This is a genomic window from Pseudomonas sp. PA-4-8C, from assembly GCF_021606625.1.
In the GTDB taxonomy this organism is placed as follows: Bacteria; Pseudomonadota; Gammaproteobacteria; order Pseudomonadales; family Pseudomonadaceae; genus Aquipseudomonas; species Aquipseudomonas lactis.
In genome coordinates this window covers 1-21,690 of sequence record NZ_WKCD01000005.1, presented here as the reverse complement: position 1 = coordinate 21,690, position 21,690 = coordinate 1, and the positions used below count along the sequence as shown (strand labels likewise).

Here is a 21,690-nt window from a genome sequence, read left to right as displayed (position 1 = left end):
TTGTTCTTTAAAAATCATTGAGTCGATGCAAGGTTGAGGTTGACGAAGGTCAGTGTGGGAGCGGGCTTGCTCGCGAAAGCGGTGTATCAGGCGACACATTCACTGACTGACCCACTGCATTCGCGAGCAAGCCCGCTCCCGCATTAGCCCGCGTACTCCCTCCTGATTACTTCCACCAATATTCGACCTGCACACCGACGTTCGACCCATGCCGCGCCGTGCCATAGGCGCCGGTGTCGGACAACGCCGTGCCCGCCGCCAGCTCATTGGCCGCACGCTTGGCCGCTTTGTTCCAGGACGCATAGGTGTAATACAACCGCACCTCCGGCCGCGCCCAGAATTCAGGGCCTTTGGGCGACCAGGTCGGGGCGAAGGTAAATTTGCTCAATTTGCGCGTACCGCCGGTGGCATCGACTTGATCGTGCCCCAGCTCAGCAACCAGTTTGAATTGCTCGCTGAGCGCATACGCCGGGCGCACACCCAGGGACATCCAGTTCTGGTCCTGACGCCCTGGGCGCACATCTTTCTGGTACACCGCTTCAACTTGCCCGCCAAAACGCGGAGTCAGTTGCCAATCAAAGAACTCCACCGCGCGGTAACTTTTGCTGCTCTTGTCCAGCGCGGTATTGCCGGTGTAGCCCAGGCCGGTGCCGGGGCCTTCGCCGTACTGCAGGGCAAACTTGTTCTTGCCACCCAGGAAGGCTGCTTGCACATGCTGCGCCGTCAGCGCCCAGCCGCTGTTGGTGTCACGCCCACCGGCCTTGGCGATGTAGCTCAAGCCCAGTTCCAGTTCGCCACCGGGGTTGGTCTTGAAACCTGCGACATTGAAGTCGTGACGGGTGGCGTATTCCTTCTGGTACAGGTTGTCCTTGCGCGACAGGGCGTAGCTGTATTTCAAACCGCCGATCAGCACGTCCTCGATCCCGCCACCGGTGGCGCTCTGGTTCCAGTAGTAGAAGTCGGAGATATGGATATCGTTACGCTTGTAGTAACGCCGCCCGGCCCACAGCGAACCACCATTGAGGCTGGGCAGGTTGGACCATTGCGCATACATCTGCGGCATGCGCGCCGAGCCGTTGTTTTCACCCTGGAATTTCAGGGCACGATCGTACTTGTTATAAAGGGAAGCCATGGCATCGACGCTGAGCACCGAACCGTCGTCGAAGGTCAGCAAATCCTGACGCAGTTCCAGCTCGGCGTACTGCTCGCATTCGTTACCCAGGCGGTATTTGGTTTGCGCACCCGGCAGTTGGAAACATTGCTGCTTGCCGCTGCCCGTTGACGTACCCACGCCGCTGCGCAAATACCCGGCAAACTCCAGGGCTTGCGCGCCAAAAGGCACCGTGAGGCAGGAGGCAATAAGGCCCAGCTTTATTGTTGTTTTCATGAAGCGCTCCTTTTCTTTTTATTGTTTTTTCTTACTGTCTTGCGTGACGCGATCACCTGTAGGAGCGAGCTTGCTCGCGAAGAATTTGCAGCCTCCACGCAACACCTGGAGGGGCGCGTTTTCGTTGGCGATCTTCGCGAGCGAGCTCGCTCCTACAGGGGGTGTTTCAACCCGTCAGGTGCAGCACGAAGGATTCATAGGGGCGTAGCACCACCGTGCTCGTGCGCAGCGGGCAGTCGGGGTAGTTGCTGATCAGCAGGCGTTGCTCGTTTGCGGCGTTGATCACGCCTTCGGGCAGTTGGATCTCGCACGACGATCCATAGAAGTTGTTGAGTACCAACAGGCGCTCGCCATGGCCTTCACGCAGGTACGCCCAGACCTGGAGATGGTCTTGCAGCAACGGGCGGTAAACGCCTTGCTGTATCAGCGGTTCGCGACGGCGCAGATCGATCAGCCTGCGGTAGTGATGCAGCACCGAATCCGGGTCATCCATCTGGCTGTTGACGTTGATCTGCGCAGCATTGGCGGGGATGCCGATCCAGGGTTCACCGCGGCTGAACCCCGCATTCGCTTCGGTGCTCCACTGCATGGGCGTACGCCCGTTGTCGCGGGACTTCTGCATGATCGCCGCCATGCTTGCGGCTTCGGACTCGCCCGCATCGCGCTTGAGCCGGAAGATGTTCAGGGTTTCCACATCACGGTACTGCGAGATGCTGTCGAAGCCGGGGTTGGTCATGCCAAGCTCTTCGCCCTGATACACATACGGCGTGCCCTGCAGAAAGTGCAGCGCCGTGGCGAGCATCTTGGCCGAGACCACGCGGTATTCGCCGTCGTCACCAAAACGCGAGACCACCCGTGGCTGGTCGTGGTTGCACCAGAACAGCGCGTTCCAGCCGCCACCGGCTTGCATGCCCATCTGCCAGTCGGAGAAAATCTGCTTGAGTTGCAGGAAGTCGAAGTCGGCCTTCACCCACTTTTGCAGGTTGGGGTAATCGACTTTCAGGTGGTGGAAGTTGAAGGTCATCGACAGTTCTTTAGACGCTGGATTCGAGTAACGAATGCAGTGTTCCAGGCGGGTGGATGACATCTCGCCCACGTTGATCAGGTCATGGCCTTCAAAGACTTCACGGTGCATTTGCTGCAAGTATTGGTGCACGTTCGGGCCGTCGGTGTAGAAGCGGCGGCCGTCGCTGTTGTCCTCGGGGAAGTCGGCGGGCTTGGAGATCAGGTTGATCACATCGAGGCGGAACCCACCCACGCCTTTGTCGCGCCAGAAACGCATCATCTTGAACACCTCGGCGCGCACCTGGGGGTTGTCCCAGTTGAGGTCGGCCTGGGTGTGGTCGAACAGGTGCAGGTAGTACTGGCCGGTCTGTGCTTCGTATTCCCAGGCCGAGCCGCCGAACTTGGATTCCCAGTTGTTCGGCTGGTCGCGCCAGATATAGAAGTCGCGGTAGGGATTGTCGAGGCTGCTGCGCGCCTGCTGGAACCATTCGTGCTCGATGGAGGTGTGGTTGACCACGATATCGAGCATCAGCTTGATGCCACGCTTGGCGGCTTCGCTGATCAGCAGCTCGCAATCGGCCATGGTGCCGTAGCTGGGGTCGATGGCGTAGTAGTCGCTGATGTCGTAGCCGTTGTCGCGCTGGGGCGAGCGCAGGAACGGCGTGACCCACAGGCAATCCACGCCCAGCCATTTGAGGTAGTCGAGTTTGTCCACGATGCCCAACAGGTCACCGGTGGCGTTACCCGCGTGGCTGTGGAAGCTTTTGGGGTAGATCTGGTAGATCACCGAGTGTTGCCAGGTTTGCATGGTGGGTTCCTTCAGTAGAGTTGGGTGCTGGCCCTTCTGGCCTCATCGCAGGCAAGCCAGCTCCCACACTTGAATGTGTTCACACATCACTGTGGGAGCTGGCTTGCCTGCGATAGCGATCTTCAGGCGACCCGGTAACCAGGCCGAACGATCTTCATGCTCAACATGCACGTCAGCGCAAACGGCACGACCATCGCCACGACCATGCCGATCACGAACATCGGAATCGCGCTTGGCACGATCGAGATAAACCCGGGCAACCCACCGACACCGATGGCCGACGCCTGTACCTTGTTCAACGACAGGAAGATGCTGCCCAGCGCCGAGCCCAGCAGCGCGGCGTAGAACGGAAACTTGAAGCGCAGGTTCACCCCGAACATCGCAGGCTCGGTGATGCCGAAGTAAGCGGAAATCGCCGAGGTCGAGGCCATGCTTTTGTCCCGCGCATTGCGGGTCATGTAGAACACCCCGAGGGCGGCGCTGCCCTGGGCCAGGTTGGACATGACAATCATCGGCCAGATAAAGGTGCCGCCCTGGGTGGAGATAAGCTGCAGGTCGACCGCCAGGAACATGTGGTGCATGCCGGTGATCACCAGCGGCGCATAGAGCAGGCCGAAAATCGCGCCGCCGACCATGGGGGCGATCTCGAACAGGGTCACCAGGCCTTCGGTGATCAGGATGCCAAGGTGACGAGTCACCGGGCCGATGATCGCCAGGGCCAGCACACCAGTGACAACGATGGTGGTGATCGGCACCACCAGCAGTTGAATGGCATTCGGCACCCGCGCCCGCAGCCACTTCTCGATCACGCTCATGACAAAGGCGGCCATCAGGATCGGCAGGATCTGCCCCTGGTAACCCACCTTCTCGATCTGGAACCAGCCGAAGATATCGAAGTACGGCAGGCTCTGGCCGTCGAGGCCGGCGACCGCCTTGCCGTAGTTCCAGGCATTGAGCAGGTCCGGGTGTACCAACATCAGGCCCAGCACGATGCCGAGGATTTCACTGCCGCCGAACCGCTTGGCCGCCGACCAGCCCACCAGCGCCGGCAGGAACACGAAGGAGGTGTTGGCCATCAGGTTGATCAGGCTCCACAGGCCATCCAGGTTCGGGTAGGCCTCCAGCAGCGTCTGGCCTTCGATGAACATACCCTTGGCGCCCATCAGGTTGTTCACGCCCATCAACAGGCCGGCGATGATCAGCGCGGGCAGGATCGGCATGAACACATCGGAGAACACCCGCACCAGGCGCTGCATGGGGTTGGTCTTGTCGCCGCCGGCTTTCTTGACGTCGGCAATGGTCGACGCGGCCAGGCCGGTCAGTTCGCGCAGGGCGGCGTAGACCTTCTCCACCTCGCCGGGGCCGATCACCACTTGGAACAGGCCGCCGGTAAAGAACGAGCCCTTGACCAGGTCGACCTGGTTCAGGGCACTGCTGTTGACCAGGCTGGGGTCCTTGAGCGCAAGGCGCAGGCGGGTCACGCAATGGGCAGCCTGCTCAAGGTTTTCGCGGCCCCCGAGGTTGTCGAGAATCTCGCGGGCAATCGTTGAATAGTCGTGGCTCATGCTCGTTTTCCACTGTGATTGTTTTTATGGGTGGCAGTCGTTGGCAGCACGCCGAGGAGGGAAAAGTACTCGTCTGTACGAGTTAAATCAACAACTCGTCTGTACGAGTTACACTTTTGTTTATGCCTGCGAGCTTTCTGTCAGATTTTTCCCCGGCTCGTACCTCCGTCCAATGGACAAACACCACCTCTGCCACTATGGTTCCTGCCTTGAACGCGCAGTCCACCTTCATAACGCCGGGCAAGAGCCATCCCATGAGCAAATACAACCAGATCTATACGGATCTGCTTGCCAGCATCACCACCGAGCGCCTGCAGCGCGGTACGCGCCTTCCCTCCGAAACCGAACTGATGGACGCCTACCAGGCCAGCCGTGGCACCGTGCGGCGCGCCATCGAGCAGTTGCAGGAACGTGGCTTTGCGCAAAAGATCCACGGCAAGGGCACCTTTGTGTTGTCGCCCAACCCGATCGAGTTCCAACTGGGCGGCATCGTCAGCTTCCACGAAACCCACGCCGACCTGGGTGATGACGTACGCACCGAGGTGGTCGAGTTCACCCAGATTCCACTGGAAGGCTCACTGCTGCAGCACATCGAGGCCGAGCCCGGCACCCTCATTACGCGCATCAAGCGGGTACGCCGCATCGGTGGCAAACGGGTGATCCTGGACATCAACCACTTCATCAGTGACCTGATTCCCGGCCTGGATCACGACATCGCCGAGCAGTCGATCTACGCGTTTATCGAGCAAACACTGCAGCTGCAGATCAGCTATGCGCAGCGCACCATCGAAGCCTTGCCGCGCAGCAAGGACGACCAGGCGCATCTGGATCTGGATGGGCAAAGCCATGTGATTGTGGTGAGCAACCAGACGTTCTTGCAGGATGGAAGGCAGTTCGAGTACACCGAGTCGCGGCATACGTTGGATAAGTTTTATTTTTCGGATGTGGCACGGCGCTAAACCCGGCTGCTCCCTGGGGCTCGCTTAAACCCGGCCCCTCACGACACCGAGATACTCCTGGCCAAGCCTGCTGCCCATGCGCCGGCCATCTTTTCCCCCACGGCTTCGAACTCCGGGTGGGTACTTCGATACTCGGATAGCTCCGCCATGGCGCGACTCATGCCATCGTCCACTCTGGCGAGCAATTCGTTGCAGCGCGCCTGCGTCAAACTGCACGAACTGCGCCCGAACTGCACAAGCATCTTGCGCTTTGGCCACGCCTTCGAACCCCCAAGCAACAGCCCCATGATGTCGTTGCCGGCGTAGACCGTAGTGGTCACCAGGTCATAAACGGGGGCAAGCCAGACATCGGCATCCTCGGCGCAGTTTTCATAAAGCAAGCCGAAGTTTTTCAGGTGTGCATCACCGTTCTGAATACCGGCCGAGAGCGCCACCATTATGAAAAAGTCTTCAAGAGCCCTGGCTACCCGGCTTGGCGTGACAAATGACCTGATCAGTTTTGCGCACCCTTGATAGCTGCCGTCATATTTTTTCCCGGTTCCCCATCCCGATAGAACACACATATCCTCAAATCCGAGGTAGGCGTTTTCACCGATGTCGAACCGCTTCACTACCAGAAACTTCCCGTTATGACTGAGCTGGACCTCAGGCACCTCAAGACCACAATGGTATGCGGCACGCATGCAGAAAAATTCATTGGCCGCCAACTGAGGAACGTCCGACTCATTGAACGCCTTTACCAAATGCGTGGCGCCCTTGTGGGTAAGACGTTCAATATCAGCAGCCATATCGCCAACATCGCGAACCAGCACTTTCGGCTGAACGCCCGACACCCCTGAATAAGCGGCGTAGGTTTTCAGAAGCTCATCGAACAGGTCTTCAGCCCCGTCGTACACCAGCAGGTCAGCCAGCTTGACCCCAGGCAACGACGCATCACCCGCTTGATGGGCAACGCTGATACGACCCAATTGGTGCGGACCTACGATGCCCAATAAAGCAAAGTCATCAAAACCGCGCACCGATTTGCTGAAACGCCGTACGAGTTCGGCCTTGAGATGCCCTTCAGGAATGTGCATCTCAAACAACGGGTGAATGCCGTACTCCCAGTTGTAGCTTTCCAGGCGCACCGGCATGGTCAAGGACACTGCTTGCTCTTGGGCCACCGTGTCGTTATACGAAAAAATCGAGTCACGCTGATTTTCATTACGTCGCCCGAGCGTTCCAGCAGGCACACCGTTGGTGCCGATGTACAACCGATCACGTTGGCTAGTCATGGACACCTCCTGCCTTCAATTCGTAGAGAGTCATGCGTCGAGGATTGGGGGTGGCGGTCAATTCGTATCCCAAGCCTTCAAGAATCGCTGCGACCTTGCGAATACCTATTTCAGGGATGGTATTGTTTTCGATCCCCGAGATGGTGGCGCGACTCATGCCGTGCCGCTGTGCTAGCTGACTTTGCGAAAGGCCTGCGGACTTTCGCAGGGTTTTGATCAGAATTCCTAGATCCTCCATCTATATCGCATCCTATACAATGCAAAACCTCATAAATTAAAATTTTGCATAATATACAATGCATTTTGTATTGAACAGCTTCCTTGATGTACAGAGGATGAGTTCTTCTAACCTACTCGCCTAACATGCAAAAACCCCGACACATGGCCGGGGTTCTATTATTCAGTCCTCACCTGCTATCGCAGGATCATTCCCACTCGATCATCAATAGGTCGCCTGAACCCTCATGGTTAAAGGGATCGATTGGGATCAATATGGGGCCTTACCGTCGCATTTACCGTCACCTGCGCAAAGCTTTTGCTAGTGCGGGAGATGGAGCGATTTGCGGGGCGACGACTTTAACGACATCATTATCGATCAACCTTCATTTTATCCTTCAGGCTTCCTCAGCGCGAGGCCTAAAGGAATGGCACATTGAGAGTTTTCTCTTTAGTTTGTCGAAGCCGCCCGCGCCCACCACTATTATCTGTAGCCAGCCAGAAATGCTTCATCCTTGGCTTGGCTGGTTGTCGGAGCTAGGGTTTCCGCTCAACCTTTTTGCTACGAGTGAGTGAAACTAAAAACGGGTATGGCCCCCGATTTTGTGAGAAGATCGGGAACCATACCCGATCTTCATTTGGCAGCTTTCTCAGGATGCAACTCATCACGACCCGCGATGCGACACGGCTCACAGGCCTCTCGACGGAACAACTCCGCGAGTGGACGAGCCGTCGTGCACTGATCCCTCCCGATGTGAAGCCTAAAGGGCACGGATCCCCGGCACGATACTCGTGGCAGACGATATTGCTGTTGCGGCTGGCCGTCGTTTTACGAGATCACTTCAAAATGGAGCTTCATGCCCACCGTGATCTATTTCCCGAATTGGGCGCTGGCTTAGCACGCACCTCCTTCCTGTCGCTCTGGGGCAAGTCCCTGGCTCTCTATGGAGGCACCCAGTGGCGGCTGATCGATCCGCGCGAAGAGGTTCTGGGGACGGATGACTGCATCATGCTGCGATTGGACCCACACTTGCAGCAGCTGTCAGATAGCTTTGCACTTCCCAAGCCCACAGCGCCCGGTCAGTTCCAACTATTCCCTGCCTTGAGCATGATAGCGGAAACAGCAGCCAACCATTCGACTGGACGCCGTAGCAATGGGTAGCAAAGCTTTCGCAAAAGCCCTGACGGCGACCGGCTATCTCCTACCCGATGGTGGGCCAGCACCGGGACTGGCACGCGCCGGGGAAGATGGAGGAGCACGGCTGCGTGCCATTCTGTCAGACAACCGCGTTGGGCTACAGGCCGATGCGGTCTTTTCAGCACAGAGTGTACCAACTGCGATTTTCAAGGATGCTGGCGACGAAGCCCCCTCAGAGCGACAGATTGCCCAATGGCATGAAGCAGCCTGGAACGTTGGCGTAGCCCCATTGCTATGGATCATCACACCTACTGACATACGCCTGTACGATTGCTATGCGTCTCCTGCCAAGAAAAACCCACAGCAGATTGCAACTGAGCCCCTGGATGTATTTTCCTTACAAGCCGAAGACCGACTGCAATCCTTGGATGCCATGTGTGGGCGCTATGCGACCGAAACTGGGGCGTTCTGGTCCAGCGCCATCGGAAAGAGGATTGATCGCCGACACCGAGTGGACCGCCAACTGCTTGATGAAATCAGTGCTCTTGAAGATCTGTTGACTGCCCTTCCCCCAGCCAATGGCGTGCCACATCCGGATGAAAAAGAGGAGGCACAGGCTTCACGCGACTTCGCTCAGCGTCTGATTGGCCGCTGTATTTTCACGTCATACCTGGTTGATCGCGGTATAGCTCAACCGTTTCTACCGCAGGAGCTTTCCGCCGACGTGGCGGACATGTTTGCCACAGTCAACTCGGCCTTCAGGCTGTTTCAGTGGCTGCGCAACACCTTCAATGGTGACCTCTTCCCGATGGACGATCCGGGCGCCGAGCACCAACGCTTAAGCGGTGCTCATCTGGAACTACTGCGCGACTTCGTTCAAGGACGTAGTCTGCTATCCGGGCAAGGTCGATTGTTCCGTTTCCGTTTTGACGCGATTCCAATCGATCTCGTCAGTTCAATCTACCAGCAGTTCGCTCGATCAAGCGCGGCGGACGACGCGCACACGCAGGGACTGCACTACACACCTGTGGAGCTTGTTCACTTAACTTTAGATCCGGTATTCGAGGCGCTGCCAGCAGACGCACGCGTAATCGACCCAACATGCGGATCTGGCGCTTTTCTTGTTGAAGCATTCCGGCGACTAGTCTGGAAGCATACGCAAGGCAAAACCGCTAGCCGCACCGTGGTTCGGGAGGTGCTCTACAATCAACTCTATGGAATTGACATCAATAAGTCAGCGTTGGGTATCGCTGCATTCAGTTTGTACCTGGCCGCATTAGAGCTCGATGAGGAGCAAGTCCGGGACATTCAAGATTTGAAATTCCATCGACTGATCGGCGTGACGCTTTTTGAGGCCGATACGGTAAACGACGAACTACCGGATCTGATTACACAGCGACCGTTTGATGCAGTCGTGGGCAATCCCCCATGGACCTTTGTAAAGAAGGCCACAGCTTCACGCAAGCGCAAGCTCAACGACCCTCAATCCAGCCGCCCCCGACGCAGTCCCGATCAAGAATTTTTGTGGATAGCTTCACGCTTGGCAGGAGAGGCCGGGCGGGTAGGGATGATCATGAAAGCATCTCCATTCTTCTCGAAGGATGCCCATGCAATCCAATCCCGCGAAGCCCTGCTGAGCACCCTCCATCCCGCAGCGCTGGTGAATCTATCAGCGTTGCGCAAGGAAGACCTTTTCCCGGATGCAACGGGGCCCGCGCTGATGTTCTTTGGCCGCTGTGCACTCATTGATCGACAAGATCGTATGCTGGTAGGTTCAATCCCGTGGACACCTGATTTTCGACGCAACGGGGTGTTTCACGTCGGCCCAGGCGAATTGAAGAGCGTGCCGTTATCACGCGTATTGCAGACGCCAGCAATGCTCAAGGCAACCGCCTTTGGAACCGCACGTGATGGCTGGTTAATAGAGAAACTTGAACGTACCTTTCCGACACTGGAGCAAGTGCTCGACTCCTATGGGCTGAGTGCGCGCGGGCAAGGAGTCAAGATCAAGGGGAATGGGGTTGAGCGCCCCCCTCAGCACTATTATCAGCTGGATTTTGTCACAACCTCCGCTTATTCGCCGCTTCGATTGGTACCTCAAGCGCTCACGAAGTTCACTCATGAATGGTTACATCGTTCAAGGAAGCAAAGGTCAGAAATCTTTGAGGGTCCTTTGTTGCTATGTCCTAAAGGGAATCAAGCTGATGCGATCGAGCTGGGTCGATATAGCGCAACCGTAGTCGAGCAAAGTGTAGTTTTCAACGAGAGCTTTTTTGGCATTTCATTTGCCGGCAAAGAACTGTCTGCAGCACGCGTACTCTCTGCCATTCTGAATTCGAGCCTCACCTCTTTCCAACTTGCTTTGGGTGGTGGTGCGTGGGGGCTGGAGCGTCCTACCGTCGAGCCGCATGACCTTCTTTCGTTGCGTGTGCCGAATCTAAGCGAAGTCGGCACGGACTTGCTTGAGGCTGTACTGTCTGCCGAAGCTAACGTTGCGAATGCGCCCGACGATATAGAATTGATCGCGGCCCTGGATCATTCAGTCTGCGAACTCTATGGGCTGGATCGCAACGAGGCTATTCTTGCGAGCGACGGTGTTCGGCATGCCCGCGCTTTATTATTTGAGAGCAGAGCGCAGCGTATGGCCTTGGTCAAGCCCCCCTCCTCCGCTGACCTGACCGCTTATGCGAGCGAAGTAATTCGAACAGTCAATGCCTATCTTCGAGCACGAGGCACTCGGCATCTAGAGGCTGTTATCTATCCGCGACACATCGTCTCTGGAAATGCTTTTGATGGAACGCCAGGGGTAGATGTCGTCAGATTTTCCATGGCTGCAGGTGCGCCCTCCGTTGTGCCACGCATACATCAAGGAAGTGATGCAGAGGTCGCACCACTCGCCGCTCTTGTGCGCGGGCGAGTTAACCCAGACGTTCCCCCATACCTTAACGAACGTCGGCAAATCCGAGTTTACGATCAAGACGCACTTTTCATTTTGAAGCCCTCTGAGGTGCGCTATTGGACACGGACGGCAGGCCTCAATGACGGCGATGCAGTCCTAGCAGACCATTGGATCAAGGGATTGCATGCGTCTATCACCTGACCTGCCCGTCGGGCGACCTTCTTTTGATCTCTCAGAAGATCAACTTGCAACAGTAGTCGATCTTCTGTGCCGAGGCGTTTCCGCTGCTCGACCATTACTTCAGCCTGGGATGCTAGAAGTCCCGATCACGATCCATGTGAAGAAGGCCATGCGTCGCCTGAAAAAAGAACTTGGACTATCCAATCTTGAAATCACAGGCGAATTTGAAGTGCTGGATTTGAGTAATAACGATGCCGAAGTACTTGGTCGGATCGACATTATTCTTCGCTTTCTGCATCAGTTCGGGGATGAAGAGGCTTATCTGGGCATCGAATGTAAACGCGTGGGTCATGGAGAGTCAGCCCTGAATCAGCGATATGTCACTCAAGGAGTTGACCGCTTCGTGACCGGAAAATACGCTGCAGGTCATCACTGGGGGATGATGCTCGGATATGTGCTGAAACTTCCTAGCGCAGCTATGGTACAGCGCATTGATGCGCGACTTCGTGAAACATATGGCGAAGCAGCAAGGCTGAGTGATCTAGACGCTCATGCCGAAGCACTGTCCCTACACGCCGGAGAACTTACGCAAGGCGCAGAAGGTCATGTAATCCGCTTAATGCACATCTTTGTGGACACGACCGCGGCTAACTCAGCGCAACCTGCATGAGCATCGCCTAGTAGTGCTCCCCTTGGGCAGCGAGGACAACAGCTAGGGGAGAATTGCAAGTTGATATTAAACTAGCGATCATCTCCCCGGCCCCGCTTAAATCCCCGATCCCTCGCTATGAACGCTTCCAGCATATGCGGAATCAGCGTCGCCGCATCGACCGCCTCGCCATAGGTCTGCGCATGCACTGCGGCGTAACGATCAAGGTCAGCCTTCAGGCTGGCCGGGCATGCGAAGGTCAGCTTGATGCTCTCGGTCTTGGGCAGCGGCCCCAACCGCAATTTTCGTATCGTGCTCATCGTGAGCTCTCCTTGTTGAAAAACAGCGGCTGGTAGGGTCGAAGTACCAGATCCCGATTGACGATGATGCGCACCGGCAGGCCCGGGCGCTCGGTCAACGTAGGCTGGATGTTCATGTTGCGCCGGGTCATCTCCTGGCCGACCTGGTTCACGCTGTCCTGTAGGCCGTCACGGCCGGCGATGATGATGCGATCGCCATCCTGGCGGTTCTCAGGCGCAGCCAGCTCGGCGCCGATGCCCAGCAGCGTTGTCAGCGCAGCGCCGGCGAAAATGCGATCCCAGTGCCAGTCGACGCCATCCTCCAGGCCGGCATAGCCGGCCGGATCGGTGCCCACGAGGTTATCCAGCGTCAGCGAGGACGTGTCCGGCAGGATGATGCGATTCCACACCACCTGCACGCGGCTCTGCCCATAGCTGACCTGGCTGTTGTAGCGGCCAAGGATGCGTGAGCCCTGCGGGATCAGCAGATGCTTGCCGGTCGCCGTGTCGTAGACCGGCTCCGTCACCGTGCCAATCACCTCACCCGGAAGATCCGACTTGATGCCCGTGACCAGCGCACCAGCGATCACCGTGCCGGCCATGACCTGGTACGGCGACGCCGGTAGCTGCAGGTTCCCGGAATTGCGGTTTTCCGTAGTGCCGACTTGAAGGAATGCCTCTTTCTGCTCCTGCCGGTTCTGCACGGCTGTCGGATCGAGGGGTTGCGCCGCCGTCGAGGCGGGGCCGGCGGCTAGCGGATCGAAGGCCGCCAGGGTTGATACTTCCGTGACCGGCGGGGCCGATGTGGCCACGGTTGGGCGCTGGCTGCCCGAGCGGAAGAACACCGACGAGGCGGCCGCCTCCTCCGCCTCCTTCATCCGAGCCAGCCGTTCGGCCTCGGCGGGATCGTGTCCGGAGGTCGTGTAGCTGGGTGCCGCAGGTCGTTGCGACTGCACGATGGCCGGGCCAAGGTCGCCCGGCAGGGGTGGCCCCAGCTCGGGTGGTTGCGCTGGCGGCGGCAGCTTGGAGTAGTCCGAGGGCAGCCGGTCGAGCCCTTCGGAACGCGAAACCCGGTCGACGTTGTACAACTCGGCCGGACCGTTTCCACTCCGAGGCTTCGGCGGTTGCAGGGACCAGATGGTAGCTCCCAGCACTGCGGCGGAGAGTCCACCAGCAAGCACGGCCAAGGTGCGCCGGTTCAACCGCGTGACCGGGCGCGGCTGGGCACGCAGCGCGACCGACTCGGGCGGAACCTTGTCCGCCCGTAGCGCGACAGGATCGGAGGTGTCGTCCTGGTTCATGCTCATTTCCCCTGGGCCACGCCGTCCGTGCGCTCGATACGCACCACGTCGCCCTTCTCACCGCCCAAGCGCAGCTCGGCCGCGCCGAACAGTCGGTCCACGATGTAGTACGGCGAGCGGAAACGGTAGTTGACCAGCTGTCCATCGCCTTGTGCGCCGATCACGAACATCGGCGGCAGCTCGCCCTGGGCGATGCCGGCGGGAAACTGGATGTAGACTTTCTTTCCATCGTCGAAGGCGCGCAGCGGCTGCCACGGCGGATTGCTGCCGCTGATCACATAACGGAAGCGGATCTTCTCAAGCGCGAGACCGGTATCGACCGGCGCGGTCGCCTGTGCGGCCTGCGCCTGGCGCTGCAGGGCCAACATGCGGTCCTTCGGGTAATCCCAGGACACCGAGGCCATCCAGGCTTTCTCAGTCGAGGTCAGCTCGATCAGGTAGGTGCGCCGGCTGGTGGTGATGACCAGATTAGTCTTGAGGCCTGAGCGGATCGGCTTGACCAGCACATTGACCCGCAGCGCGTCGCCGGCACCGCTGGAGGTGTCGCCGACGATCCAGCGCACCGTGTCGCCGGCAGCCACTGTCACCAGCTCCTCGCCGACCTGCAACGCGATCACGGTCACCCGTCCCGGCGCGGCATAGACCTGGTACAGCGCGCCGTCGCTGTAGGGCCAGACCTGGATCGCGTTGACGTAGCCCTCGCGAGTGGGCGCCACCCTCGCCTCCTGGTTCGCGCGCGAGACCCTCACCCTCTCGTCGGTCGGCTCCGGCGCGGCGCGGGCCTCGCCCACATCGGGTAGCGGCTTCATTTGCGTCGGCATCGGCAGAACCTTCGGTACCTCCACCACTTCCACCGGATTGGGCAGTTCGGGCAGCAGCTGCGCCTGCACCGGCTCGTCGAGCGAGATGCGTGGTGGTGGCCTGCCCTGGCTGGTACAGCCGGCCAAGGCCAGCAAGACGAAGGGGAGCGCGGATATACGAAAAGACAGGTTCATGGCTTAGCTCCTTCGGATGCATCGAGCTCACGGCTCCACGACAGCCCGTTGACGTAGATGCCCAATGGGTTCTTGCGCAGGCGCTGTTCGGTGCGCGGGGTTTGCAGGACGGTGGAGATCACCGCGTTCCAACGCTCGGTCCCGGCGGGCGCGCCATTAACGAAGCGCTGCTCCGTCCAGCGCACGTTGAAAGAGGCGTCGCTGGCCCGCACGATGCTGGTGACCTGCACCGTCACCGACTCCTTACCGACACGGGCGAACGGATCGTTGGTGCGCGCGTAGTCGTTGAGCACGGCCGCGCCACGATCAGTGGTGTAGTCGTAGGCATCGAGCCAGTTCTGCCGCACCACGATCGGGTCGATGGACAGCGAGCGCACCAGCGTGACGAAGCGCGCCAGGTGATAGGCGACCTGCGCATCGGCCGGCCGGTACGATGTGGCGGCCTCGCCAACTGCGCGCACCTGGCCAGACCTGTCCACCTCCACCACGTAGGGTGTGACGATGGACTGGGTCGAGCGCCAGACCAGGCCGCCCGCCATCAGCATTGCGAGCGCCAGACAGCCAAAGGCCATGAAGCGCCAGTTTCTCGCCTGCACGCGGGCCGAGCCGATGCGCTCGTCCCACGCCTGCGCAGCGGCCTGGTACGGGGTGGCGGGTTGCGGCGTCTCGGCATAGCGCACCCGCGGACGGTTGAAACGCATGGTTCGTCCTCCTTTATGAATCCGAATCCTGCAAGTTCGGGCCACTGCCCGAACCGCCGCCGTCGCCACCGCGCAGCGTGTGCGCGACGGTGGTGGCGGCATGGCTGATCTGCTGGCGTCGCTGCAGACGCTTGGCCCATGCGGGTTGCGCCTTGGCATCGGTGGCGACCTGGTGCGCATTGCCCTGGGCGGCCGCGCTGCCACCAGAGGAAGCTCCACCTCCAGCAGCAAACCGGCCCTTGAGCGAGCGCATCCCGGCAGCCAGCTTCGCGGCCGGTGCCATGCGCGCTCCGGCCGCGACCGCAGCACCCACGCCGGTTGCGGCGGCACCGACGGCGACAGCCATGCCCGCCGTACCGAGCGCGGCACCCGCCATCGCCCCCGCACCCAGCTGCGGGCCACCAGAAATCAGCCCGGTGGCGATGCCCGGGCCGAAGATGCCCAGGGCGAGCAACGCCAGCGAGGCCAGCATGACCACCAGCGCGTGGTCGATGGACGGCTCGTCGGGATGTACCTGGAACTCGGCGAACAACCCCGTGCCAATACCGACGATCACCGCCAGCACCAGCACCTTGACGCCGGAGGACACCACGTTGCCCAGCACCTTTTCGGCCAGGAACGCGGTCTTGTTCCACAACGCGAATGGCACCAGCACGAACCCAGCAAGCGTGGTCAGCTTGAACTCGATCAGGGTGATGAACAGCTGTATCGCCAGCACGAAGAAGCAGACGATGACCACCAGGTAGGCCAGAAACAGGATGACGATGGGATCGAGGTTGACGAACACCTCGGGGAAGCCGGTCATCTCGCCGATCTGCTCCAGGATCGGTGCACCGGCGTCGATGCCGGTTTTCGCCAGCCGTCCCGGCTGCAGGAAGGTCTCCATGCTGAGCGCACCGGTCGCCGTCAGACCCAGCCCGGCAAAGGAGCGGAAGACGATGCTGGCCAGCCAGTTGAAGTTACCGATGATGTAGGCGAAAGCACCGACGTAGAGCACCTTGCGAATGAGCTTCGCCATCACGTCTTCACCCTGGCCGGTGGCATGGCCAAGCGCCCAGTAGAGCCCGGCGAACGTCATGTCGATGGCGATCAGCGTGGCGGTCAGAAAAGCGACCTCGCCTTGTAGCAGCCCGAAACCCGAGTCGATGTAGCGCGAGAACGTATCGAGGAAGCGGTCTATGACCGTCACGTCATTCATTGTGTGGCCTCCGAGGCAAAAGCAGCCGGCGCATCGCGCCCGGTCTCAGCCTCATCGTCGACGGGGCTGTCAAAAGTCGGTGGAATCGGCGGCAGCTCCTCCAGAGCCACGTACTCTTCCGGGCCGCCGTGGCCAGCGAAGAAGCGGCGTCGATACGCCTCGGCGGCACCCCTACAGACGCCCTCGCCCACGCCCCTCCAATCCGCGGCGCACTGGGCGCGCAGCACCTTGAGCCGTACAGGGTCTGCGGCCAGGTCTTCACTGGACTGCTGACCGCAGCCCGCCAGCAGTGCAACCGAAAGCACCAGGACGTATCGCATGGCGGCCTCCGTCAGTTCCCGTAGAACTGGATAGACTGCGGCGTATACGGCGTGCCTTCGCCCAGGAAGCGTCGCCGTACTTCGCGGGCGCGCTCGCTGGCCGCCGCCTGCCGGGCCAGCTCCAACGAAGCCGCGCGGTCCTGGGTGAGCTGGAGCTGTTGCGCCTGGATGGACTGCTTGGCCTGCAGGGCCAGCAACTGGTTGGTTGCCTGCATGGCCTGCAGGGCACCGGTGGCCGATTGGCTCTGGCCCACCAGGTCAGTCAGCGCACTTTCATCCTCGCTGAGGTTCCGCGACACCTGCGCCTGCATGCGCATCGCCGTGTGCAGGCCATCGAGCGTGTGCCCCCAGCGCTCGCGCGCATCCCGATACATCTGGTCGCCGCTGACGGTGGCGGCGTATTCGTCGGGGTACAGCCGGGCGAACTCGCTGTCGAGGTTCTGCACGTCGTAGGCAAGTCCCTGGGCCTCTGCGATCAGCTGCTCACTCCTGGCCAACGACGCCCGCAGCCGATTGACGACGTTGAAGTCGAGACTGGCCAGGTTGTGCGCCTGGTTGCTGAGCATCTGCGCCTCGTTCTGCAGTTGCTGCACCTGGTTGTTGATCTGCTCCAGGGTACGAACCGCCGTCAGCGTGTTCTGCACCAAGTTGCTGGGGTCGAGCACGATGTCGCCGACACCGAACAGGGCGTGCGCCGGCTGCACGGAGGCAAGGACAAGGACACTGGCCACGGCGAGCGCGGCCAGCCTGGGTTTGAGCGAGGACTGGAGCTTCATGGCAGGTTCTCCTGTTGGCGGGAAGCGGAGAAGGATGCGGTGGATGGCGCGGACGGCAACAACTCGGCCGCCCAGTCGAGCCCGCGATGGCGCAGCCAAGCTGCGGCGAAACCCGGCACACCGGCATCGCCCAGCACGTCGTCGATGGCGCGCTGATCCTGGGGCCTAGAGGCACCCGTGAACGCGAGCGCTACCGCCCCTAGGTCGAGGTCGAACAGGCGATTGCCCTCGCGGGATTGGTAGTAGTAATCGCGCTTTGGCTGCGCGGTGGCGACGATCTCGATCTGCCGGCCATTGAGGCCGAAGCCCTCGTAGATCGCGCGGATCTGCGGCTCGGTCGCCTGCGGGTTGGGCAGGAAGATGCGGCTCGCGCAGCTCTCGATGATCGCCGGGGCGATGGTCGAGTCCTTTATGTCGGCGAGCGACTGCGTGGCGAAGATCACGCTGACATTCTTCTTGCGCAGCGTCTTGAGCCACTGGCGAATGCGCGCGGCGAACACCGGGTCGTCGAGGAACAACCAGGACTCATCAAGAATCAGCAGCGTCGGCGCGCCGTCGAAGCGTTCCTCCAGGCGCGCGAACAGATAGCCCAGCACGGCCAGCACCGCCGCCTTGCTGTGCATCAGCTCCTCCATCTCGAAGCACTGCACATCGGCCATGCCCAGATAGTCGAGGTCGGCGTCGAGCAACTTGCCGTGTGCACCGTCAAGCACATAAGGAGCCAGCGCCTGGCGCAACGCGTTCGACTGCAGCAGCACCGACAGGCCGGTGAGCGTGCGCTGCTCGACCGGTGCGCCGGCGAGGCTGCCGAGCCCCGACCAGATGGCCGCCTTCTCCTCTGGACCGACAGGCACGCCCTCGTGCAAAAGGCGCCCCTCGACCCACTCGGCCGCCCAACTGCGGCAGCCCTCCTGGTCGATGCGTGCGAGCGGCTGGAAGGCAATCGCGCCATCGGCGCCCAGGTCGTAGTGCTCCCCGCCCAACCCCAGCACCGTTGCTCGCATGGAACGCCCCATGTCGAAGGCGAAGATGCGCGATCCGGAGTAACGGCGGAACTGCAGCGCCAGCGTGGCGAGCAGGACGGACTTGCCCATGCCAGTCGGGCCGACGACCAGCGTGTGCCCCACATCGCCGATATGCGTCACCAGCCGAAACGGCGTAGCGCCTTCGGTACGGGTCACGATCAACGGCGGGCCGTCGAGGTGGGGGTTGCGCTCCGGCCCGGCCCAGACCGCCGACAATGGCATCAGGTGCGCAAGGTTTAGCGTCGAGACGATGGGCTGGCGCACATTGGCGTAGGCGTTGCCCGGAATCGACGACAGCCACGCCTCCACAGAGTTGAGGCTTTCCGGAATGGTGACGAAACCACGCCCCTGGATGACGCGCTCCACCCTGCGCAGCTTCTCGTCGGCCAGGTCGGCGTCAGCATCGAGCACCGTCACGGTCGCGGTCAGGAAGCCGAAGGCAACCTGGTCGCTGCCCAGTGCCTGTAGGGCGGCATCCGCATCGGCCGCCTTGTTGCTGGCGTCGGTATCGAGCAACGGGCTCTCCTGCTGGAATAGGGTTTCGCGCAACAGCGCCAGGATGTTCTTGCGCTTGGCGAACCATTGACGGCGCAGACGGCCGAGCTCCCCTTCCGCCTCGGCCTTGTCCAGGCAGAGAAAGCGCGTGCTCCAGCGATAGGCGAAGCCCAGCCGGTTGAGGTCATCCAGAATCCCTGGCCAGGTCGAGGTCGGGAAACCACGCACCGTCACCACGCGAAGGTGCGCGTCGCCCAGCATCGGTGCCAGACCGCCGAGCAGCGGCGTATCAGCCAGCAGCGTGTCGAGGTGGAACGGTACTTCCGGCGTGGCGATGCGGTAGCGCCGCGTCGAAATCGTCGCGTGCAGGTAGGTCAGCGTTTCGTCGTCATCGAGCCAAGAGATCTCCGGCATCACGCCCTCGAGCAGGTCGAAAATGCGTTCGGTCTCCGCGATAAAGGCAGTGAGGCGCTCGCGCCAGTCCACGCCGGCCGTCGGGGAGTTCTCGTAGAGCAGCTTCGCCGCGCGAGCGTGCGACTCTTCTGGCGGCAGGTATTGCAGCGTGAGGTGGTAGCCGCTCTCGAAGTGTTCGCCGGAGTCCTCGAACGTTGCCCGCCGCTCCTCGTCCACCAGCCACGACAGCGGCTCGGGGAAGTCCGAGTGCGGATAATCCGCCGCCGGCCGGCGCTCAGCCTCGACGAACAGCGCCCAGCCCGCGCCGAGCCGGCGCAGCGCGTTGTTCAGCCGCGCGGTGGTGGCCATCAGCTCGCCTTGCGTCGCGCTGTCCAGATCCGGCCCACGGAAGCGCGCCGTACGCTGGAACGAACCGTCCTTGTTCAGCACCACTCCGGGCACCACCAGGCCGGCCCACGGCAGCCAGTCGGCGAGCAAGGCCGGGCGCTGGCGGTATTCGGCGAGGTTCAGCATCGCGGCACCCTCCCCTCACACGTCCAGCAGCGGCTTGTGCTTGAGGTGCCTGGCGAACACCTGCATGAATTGCGGGTCGACACGCGCGCCCCACACCGCGAGCGCATGGCCGACCAGCCACAGCACCAGGCCCGGCAGCCAGAGTTGCAGGCCCAGCCCGACGGCCGCGGCCAGCGTGCCGTTGGCAATCGCCACGGTGCGCGGCGCACCACCCAGCAGGATCGGCTCCGTCAGCGAGCGGTGCAGCGGCACCTCGAAGCCCGGCAAGTCGCTGGCCGTGCTCATACGACGGCCCCGCCGGAGAAGCTGAAGAAGGACAGGAAGAACGAGGACGCGGCGAAGGCGATGCTCAAGCCGAACACGATCTGGATCAGCTTGCGAAAGCCACCCGAGGTGTCGCCGAACGCCAGCGCCAGCCCCGTGGAGATGATGATAATGACGGCCACGATGCGCGCGACTGGCCCCTGGATCGATTCGAGGATGGATTCGAGCGGGCCTTCCCAGGGCATCGAGGAGCCGGCGGCCCTCGCCGTGCCGGCCGTCATCAACATGACGACGGCCAGTAGCAGGCCGCTATGCGCGGGCGCGGCCAGGCGGCGCAAGCGCGCGAGGCACGAGGCCGGATTTACGGAAAAGCGGGAAACAGGGGCGTGTGTCTGCGTCATGGCAGTTCTCCAGGCGTGGTCGGGGACAGGAAAAATGGAGTGAGCTGATCGCCAAGCGGTTCTCCCAGCACATCCACCAGGTGGTAGCCGGCATCGTCGAAGCCGGTCACGCGAGCGATGCTCTCGATACGACGCAGGCGGCCTCGGCCGGCGATGAAGATCACCACGTTGATCGCCTCGGCGATCAGCGCACGCGGCGGATTCAAGGCCACTTCGAGCACCAGTTGCTCCAGGCGCAGCAGTGCACCCAGGGCGGAGCCGGCATGGATGGTGGCGATGCCTCCCGGGTGGCCGGTGCCCCAGACCTTGATGAGATCTAGCGCCTCGCCGCCGCGCACCTCGCCAACGACCACGCGGTCGGGGCGCAGCCGCATCGTGGCTCGCACCAACTCGCGCATGGACACCACGCCCACACGGGTGCGAAGCGGCACGTGGTCGCGCGCGGCGCATTGCAGCTCGATGGTGTCTTCGAGCACCAGCACGCGGTCGCCGGTGGCGGCGATCTCGGCGAGCAACGCATTGGCCAGCGTGGTCTTGCCGGTGCTAGTACCGCCGGCGATCAGGATGTTCTGCCGCTCGCGCACCGCGCCACGCAGGAACTCGGCCTGCGCGGTGGTCATCATCCCGTCGGCCACGTAGCGCTCCAATGGAATGACACCCACGGCGCGCTTGCGCAGCGCGAAGGCAGGCCCCGGTGCCGCCGGCGGCAGAATCCCCTCGAAGCGCTCGCCAGTTTCAGGCAGTTCGGCGCTCAGCAGCGGCTGGCCACGATGCACCTCCGCGCCGACGTGAGCCGCCACCAGGCGAATGATGCGCTCGCCGTCCGCCTCGGACAGCTCCGCGCCCAGCGGCGCACGGCCCGACGACAGGCGATCCACCCACAGCGTCCGGTCGGGGTTGAGCATGAT

Annotated in this window: 20 protein-coding genes; 4 read left to right on the top strand and 16 right to left on the bottom strand. The window is 61.2% G+C overall.

Going from position 1 to position 21,690, the window contains the following annotated elements:
• Positions 1 to 166: 166 nt before the first annotated feature.
• The 3 genes from GIW04_RS02050 to treP form a co-directional block, all read right to left on the bottom strand.
• Positions 167 to 1,387, bottom strand: coding sequence for a maltoporin (locus tag GIW04_RS02050; RefSeq protein ID WP_003193991.1), 1,221 nt, complete (start codon positions 1,385 to 1,387; stop codon positions 167 to 169).
• Positions 1,388 to 1,553: 166 nt separating this feature from the next.
• Positions 1,554 to 3,200, bottom strand: a complete 1,647-nt coding sequence (gene treC, locus GIW04_RS02045) for an alpha,alpha-phosphotrehalase (RefSeq protein WP_120248566.1) — start codon at positions 3,198 to 3,200, stop codon at positions 1,554 to 1,556.
• A 122-nt stretch (positions 3,201 to 3,322) separates the two neighbouring features.
• Positions 3,323 to 4,765 (bottom strand): PTS system trehalose-specific EIIBC component, encoded by a 1,443-nt coding sequence (gene treP / locus GIW04_RS02040; RefSeq protein ID WP_003193993.1) that lies wholly within the window; start codon positions 4,763 to 4,765, stop codon positions 3,323 to 3,325.
• Between the two features lie 254 nt (positions 4,766 to 5,019).
• Here treP and treR point away from each other — a divergent pair, with 254 nt between their 5' ends.
• A complete protein-coding gene (treR, locus tag GIW04_RS02035; RefSeq protein ID WP_003193994.1) occupies positions 5,020 to 5,724 on the top strand; it encodes a trehalose operon repressor in 705 nt (234 codons plus the stop codon).
• Positions 5,725 to 5,762: 38 nt separating this feature from the next.
• On the opposite strand, the gene GIW04_RS02030 is transcribed toward treR, so the two are convergent.
• Complete coding sequence (locus tag GIW04_RS02030; RefSeq protein WP_003193995.1) at positions 5,763 to 6,998, bottom strand: type II toxin-antitoxin system HipA family toxin; 1,236 nt, start codon at positions 6,996 to 6,998, stop codon at positions 5,763 to 5,765.
• Entirely contained in the window at positions 6,991 to 7,236 is a 246-nt protein-coding gene (locus GIW04_RS02025) for a helix-turn-helix domain-containing protein (protein WP_120248565.1), read from the bottom strand. The genes GIW04_RS02030 and GIW04_RS02025 overlap by 8 nt, the downstream gene beginning before the upstream one ends.
• Before the next feature lie 633 nt (positions 7,237 to 7,869).
• Between GIW04_RS02025 and GIW04_RS02020 the strand changes: the two genes are divergently transcribed.
• Genes GIW04_RS02020 through GIW04_RS02010 form a run of 3 tightly spaced genes read left to right on the top strand, consistent with a single transcriptional unit; the run spans position 7,870 to position 12,101 of the window.
• The gene (locus tag GIW04_RS02020; RefSeq protein ID WP_236270032.1) at positions 7,870 to 8,376 is read left to right on the top strand and encodes a MerR family transcriptional regulator; all 507 of its coding nucleotides are present in this window, start codon (positions 7,870 to 7,872) and stop codon (positions 8,374 to 8,376) included.
• Entirely contained in the window at positions 8,369 to 11,452 is a 3,084-nt protein-coding gene (locus GIW04_RS02015; RefSeq protein WP_236270031.1) for an HsdM family class I SAM-dependent methyltransferase, read from the top strand. The genes GIW04_RS02020 and GIW04_RS02015 overlap by 8 nt, the downstream gene beginning before the upstream one ends.
• The gene (locus GIW04_RS02010; protein ID WP_236270030.1) at positions 11,436 to 12,101 is read left to right on the top strand and encodes a hypothetical protein; all 666 of its coding nucleotides are present in this window, start codon (positions 11,436 to 11,438) and stop codon (positions 12,099 to 12,101) included. Before GIW04_RS02015 ends, GIW04_RS02010 begins: the two co-directional genes overlap by 17 nt.
• Positions 12,102 to 12,172: 71 nt before the next feature.
• Here GIW04_RS02010 and GIW04_RS02005 read toward each other — a convergent pair whose 3' ends face one another.
• From GIW04_RS02005 to trbB, 11 genes are all read right to left on the bottom strand, one after another.
• Entirely contained in the window at positions 12,173 to 12,400 is a 228-nt protein-coding gene (locus GIW04_RS02005) for a DUF2274 domain-containing protein (protein ID WP_236270029.1), read from the bottom strand.
• Positions 12,397 to 13,680: a TrbI/VirB10 family protein gene (locus tag GIW04_RS02000; protein WP_236270028.1), complete on the bottom strand. Its 1,284-nt coding sequence runs from the start codon at positions 13,678 to 13,680 to the stop codon at positions 12,397 to 12,399. The genes GIW04_RS02005 and GIW04_RS02000 overlap by 4 nt, the downstream gene beginning before the upstream one ends.
• A gap of 2 nt (positions 13,681 to 13,682) precedes the next feature.
• Complete coding sequence (gene trbG, locus GIW04_RS01995) at positions 13,683 to 14,675, bottom strand: P-type conjugative transfer protein TrbG (protein WP_236270027.1); 993 nt, start codon at positions 14,673 to 14,675, stop codon at positions 13,683 to 13,685.
• Positions 14,672 to 15,376 carry a conjugal transfer protein TrbF gene (trbF, locus tag GIW04_RS01990; RefSeq protein WP_236270026.1) on the bottom strand — a complete coding sequence of 235 codons (705 nt, stop codon included), beginning with the start codon at positions 15,374 to 15,376 and terminating at the stop codon, positions 14,672 to 14,674. The genes trbG and trbF overlap by 4 nt, the downstream gene beginning before the upstream one ends.
• Positions 15,377 to 15,389: 13 nt before the next feature.
• Complete coding sequence (gene trbL / locus GIW04_RS01985) at positions 15,390 to 16,574, bottom strand: P-type conjugative transfer protein TrbL (protein ID WP_236270025.1); 1,185 nt, start codon at positions 16,572 to 16,574, stop codon at positions 15,390 to 15,392.
• Positions 16,571 to 16,894, bottom strand: coding sequence for a hypothetical protein (locus tag GIW04_RS01980; RefSeq protein ID WP_236301364.1), 324 nt, complete (start codon positions 16,892 to 16,894; stop codon positions 16,571 to 16,573). Before GIW04_RS01980 ends, trbL begins: the two co-directional genes overlap by 4 nt.
• Before the next feature lie 11 nt (positions 16,895 to 16,905).
• A complete protein-coding gene (gene trbJ / locus GIW04_RS01975) occupies positions 16,906 to 17,670 on the bottom strand; it encodes a P-type conjugative transfer protein TrbJ (RefSeq protein ID WP_236270065.1) in 765 nt (254 codons plus the stop codon).
• On the bottom strand, positions 17,667 to 20,117 hold the full coding sequence (trbE, locus tag GIW04_RS01970; protein WP_236270066.1) for a conjugal transfer protein TrbE: 2,451 nt from the start codon (positions 20,115 to 20,117) through the stop codon (positions 17,667 to 17,669). Before trbE ends, trbJ begins: the two co-directional genes overlap by 4 nt.
• A gap of 15 nt (positions 20,118 to 20,132) precedes the next feature.
• Complete coding sequence (locus tag GIW04_RS01965; RefSeq protein WP_009616283.1) at positions 20,133 to 20,402, bottom strand: VirB3 family type IV secretion system protein; 270 nt, start codon at positions 20,400 to 20,402, stop codon at positions 20,133 to 20,135.
• The gene (locus GIW04_RS01960; RefSeq protein ID WP_236270067.1) at positions 20,399 to 20,782 is read right to left on the bottom strand and encodes a TrbC/VirB2 family protein; all 384 of its coding nucleotides are present in this window, start codon (positions 20,780 to 20,782) and stop codon (positions 20,399 to 20,401) included. Before GIW04_RS01960 ends, GIW04_RS01965 begins: the two co-directional genes overlap by 4 nt.
• Positions 20,779 to 21,690, bottom strand: a 912-nt coding sequence (gene trbB / locus GIW04_RS01955) for a P-type conjugative transfer ATPase TrbB (protein ID WP_442962775.1), incomplete at its 5' end; no start/stop codon positions are given. The genes GIW04_RS01960 and trbB, both read right to left, overlap by 4 nt.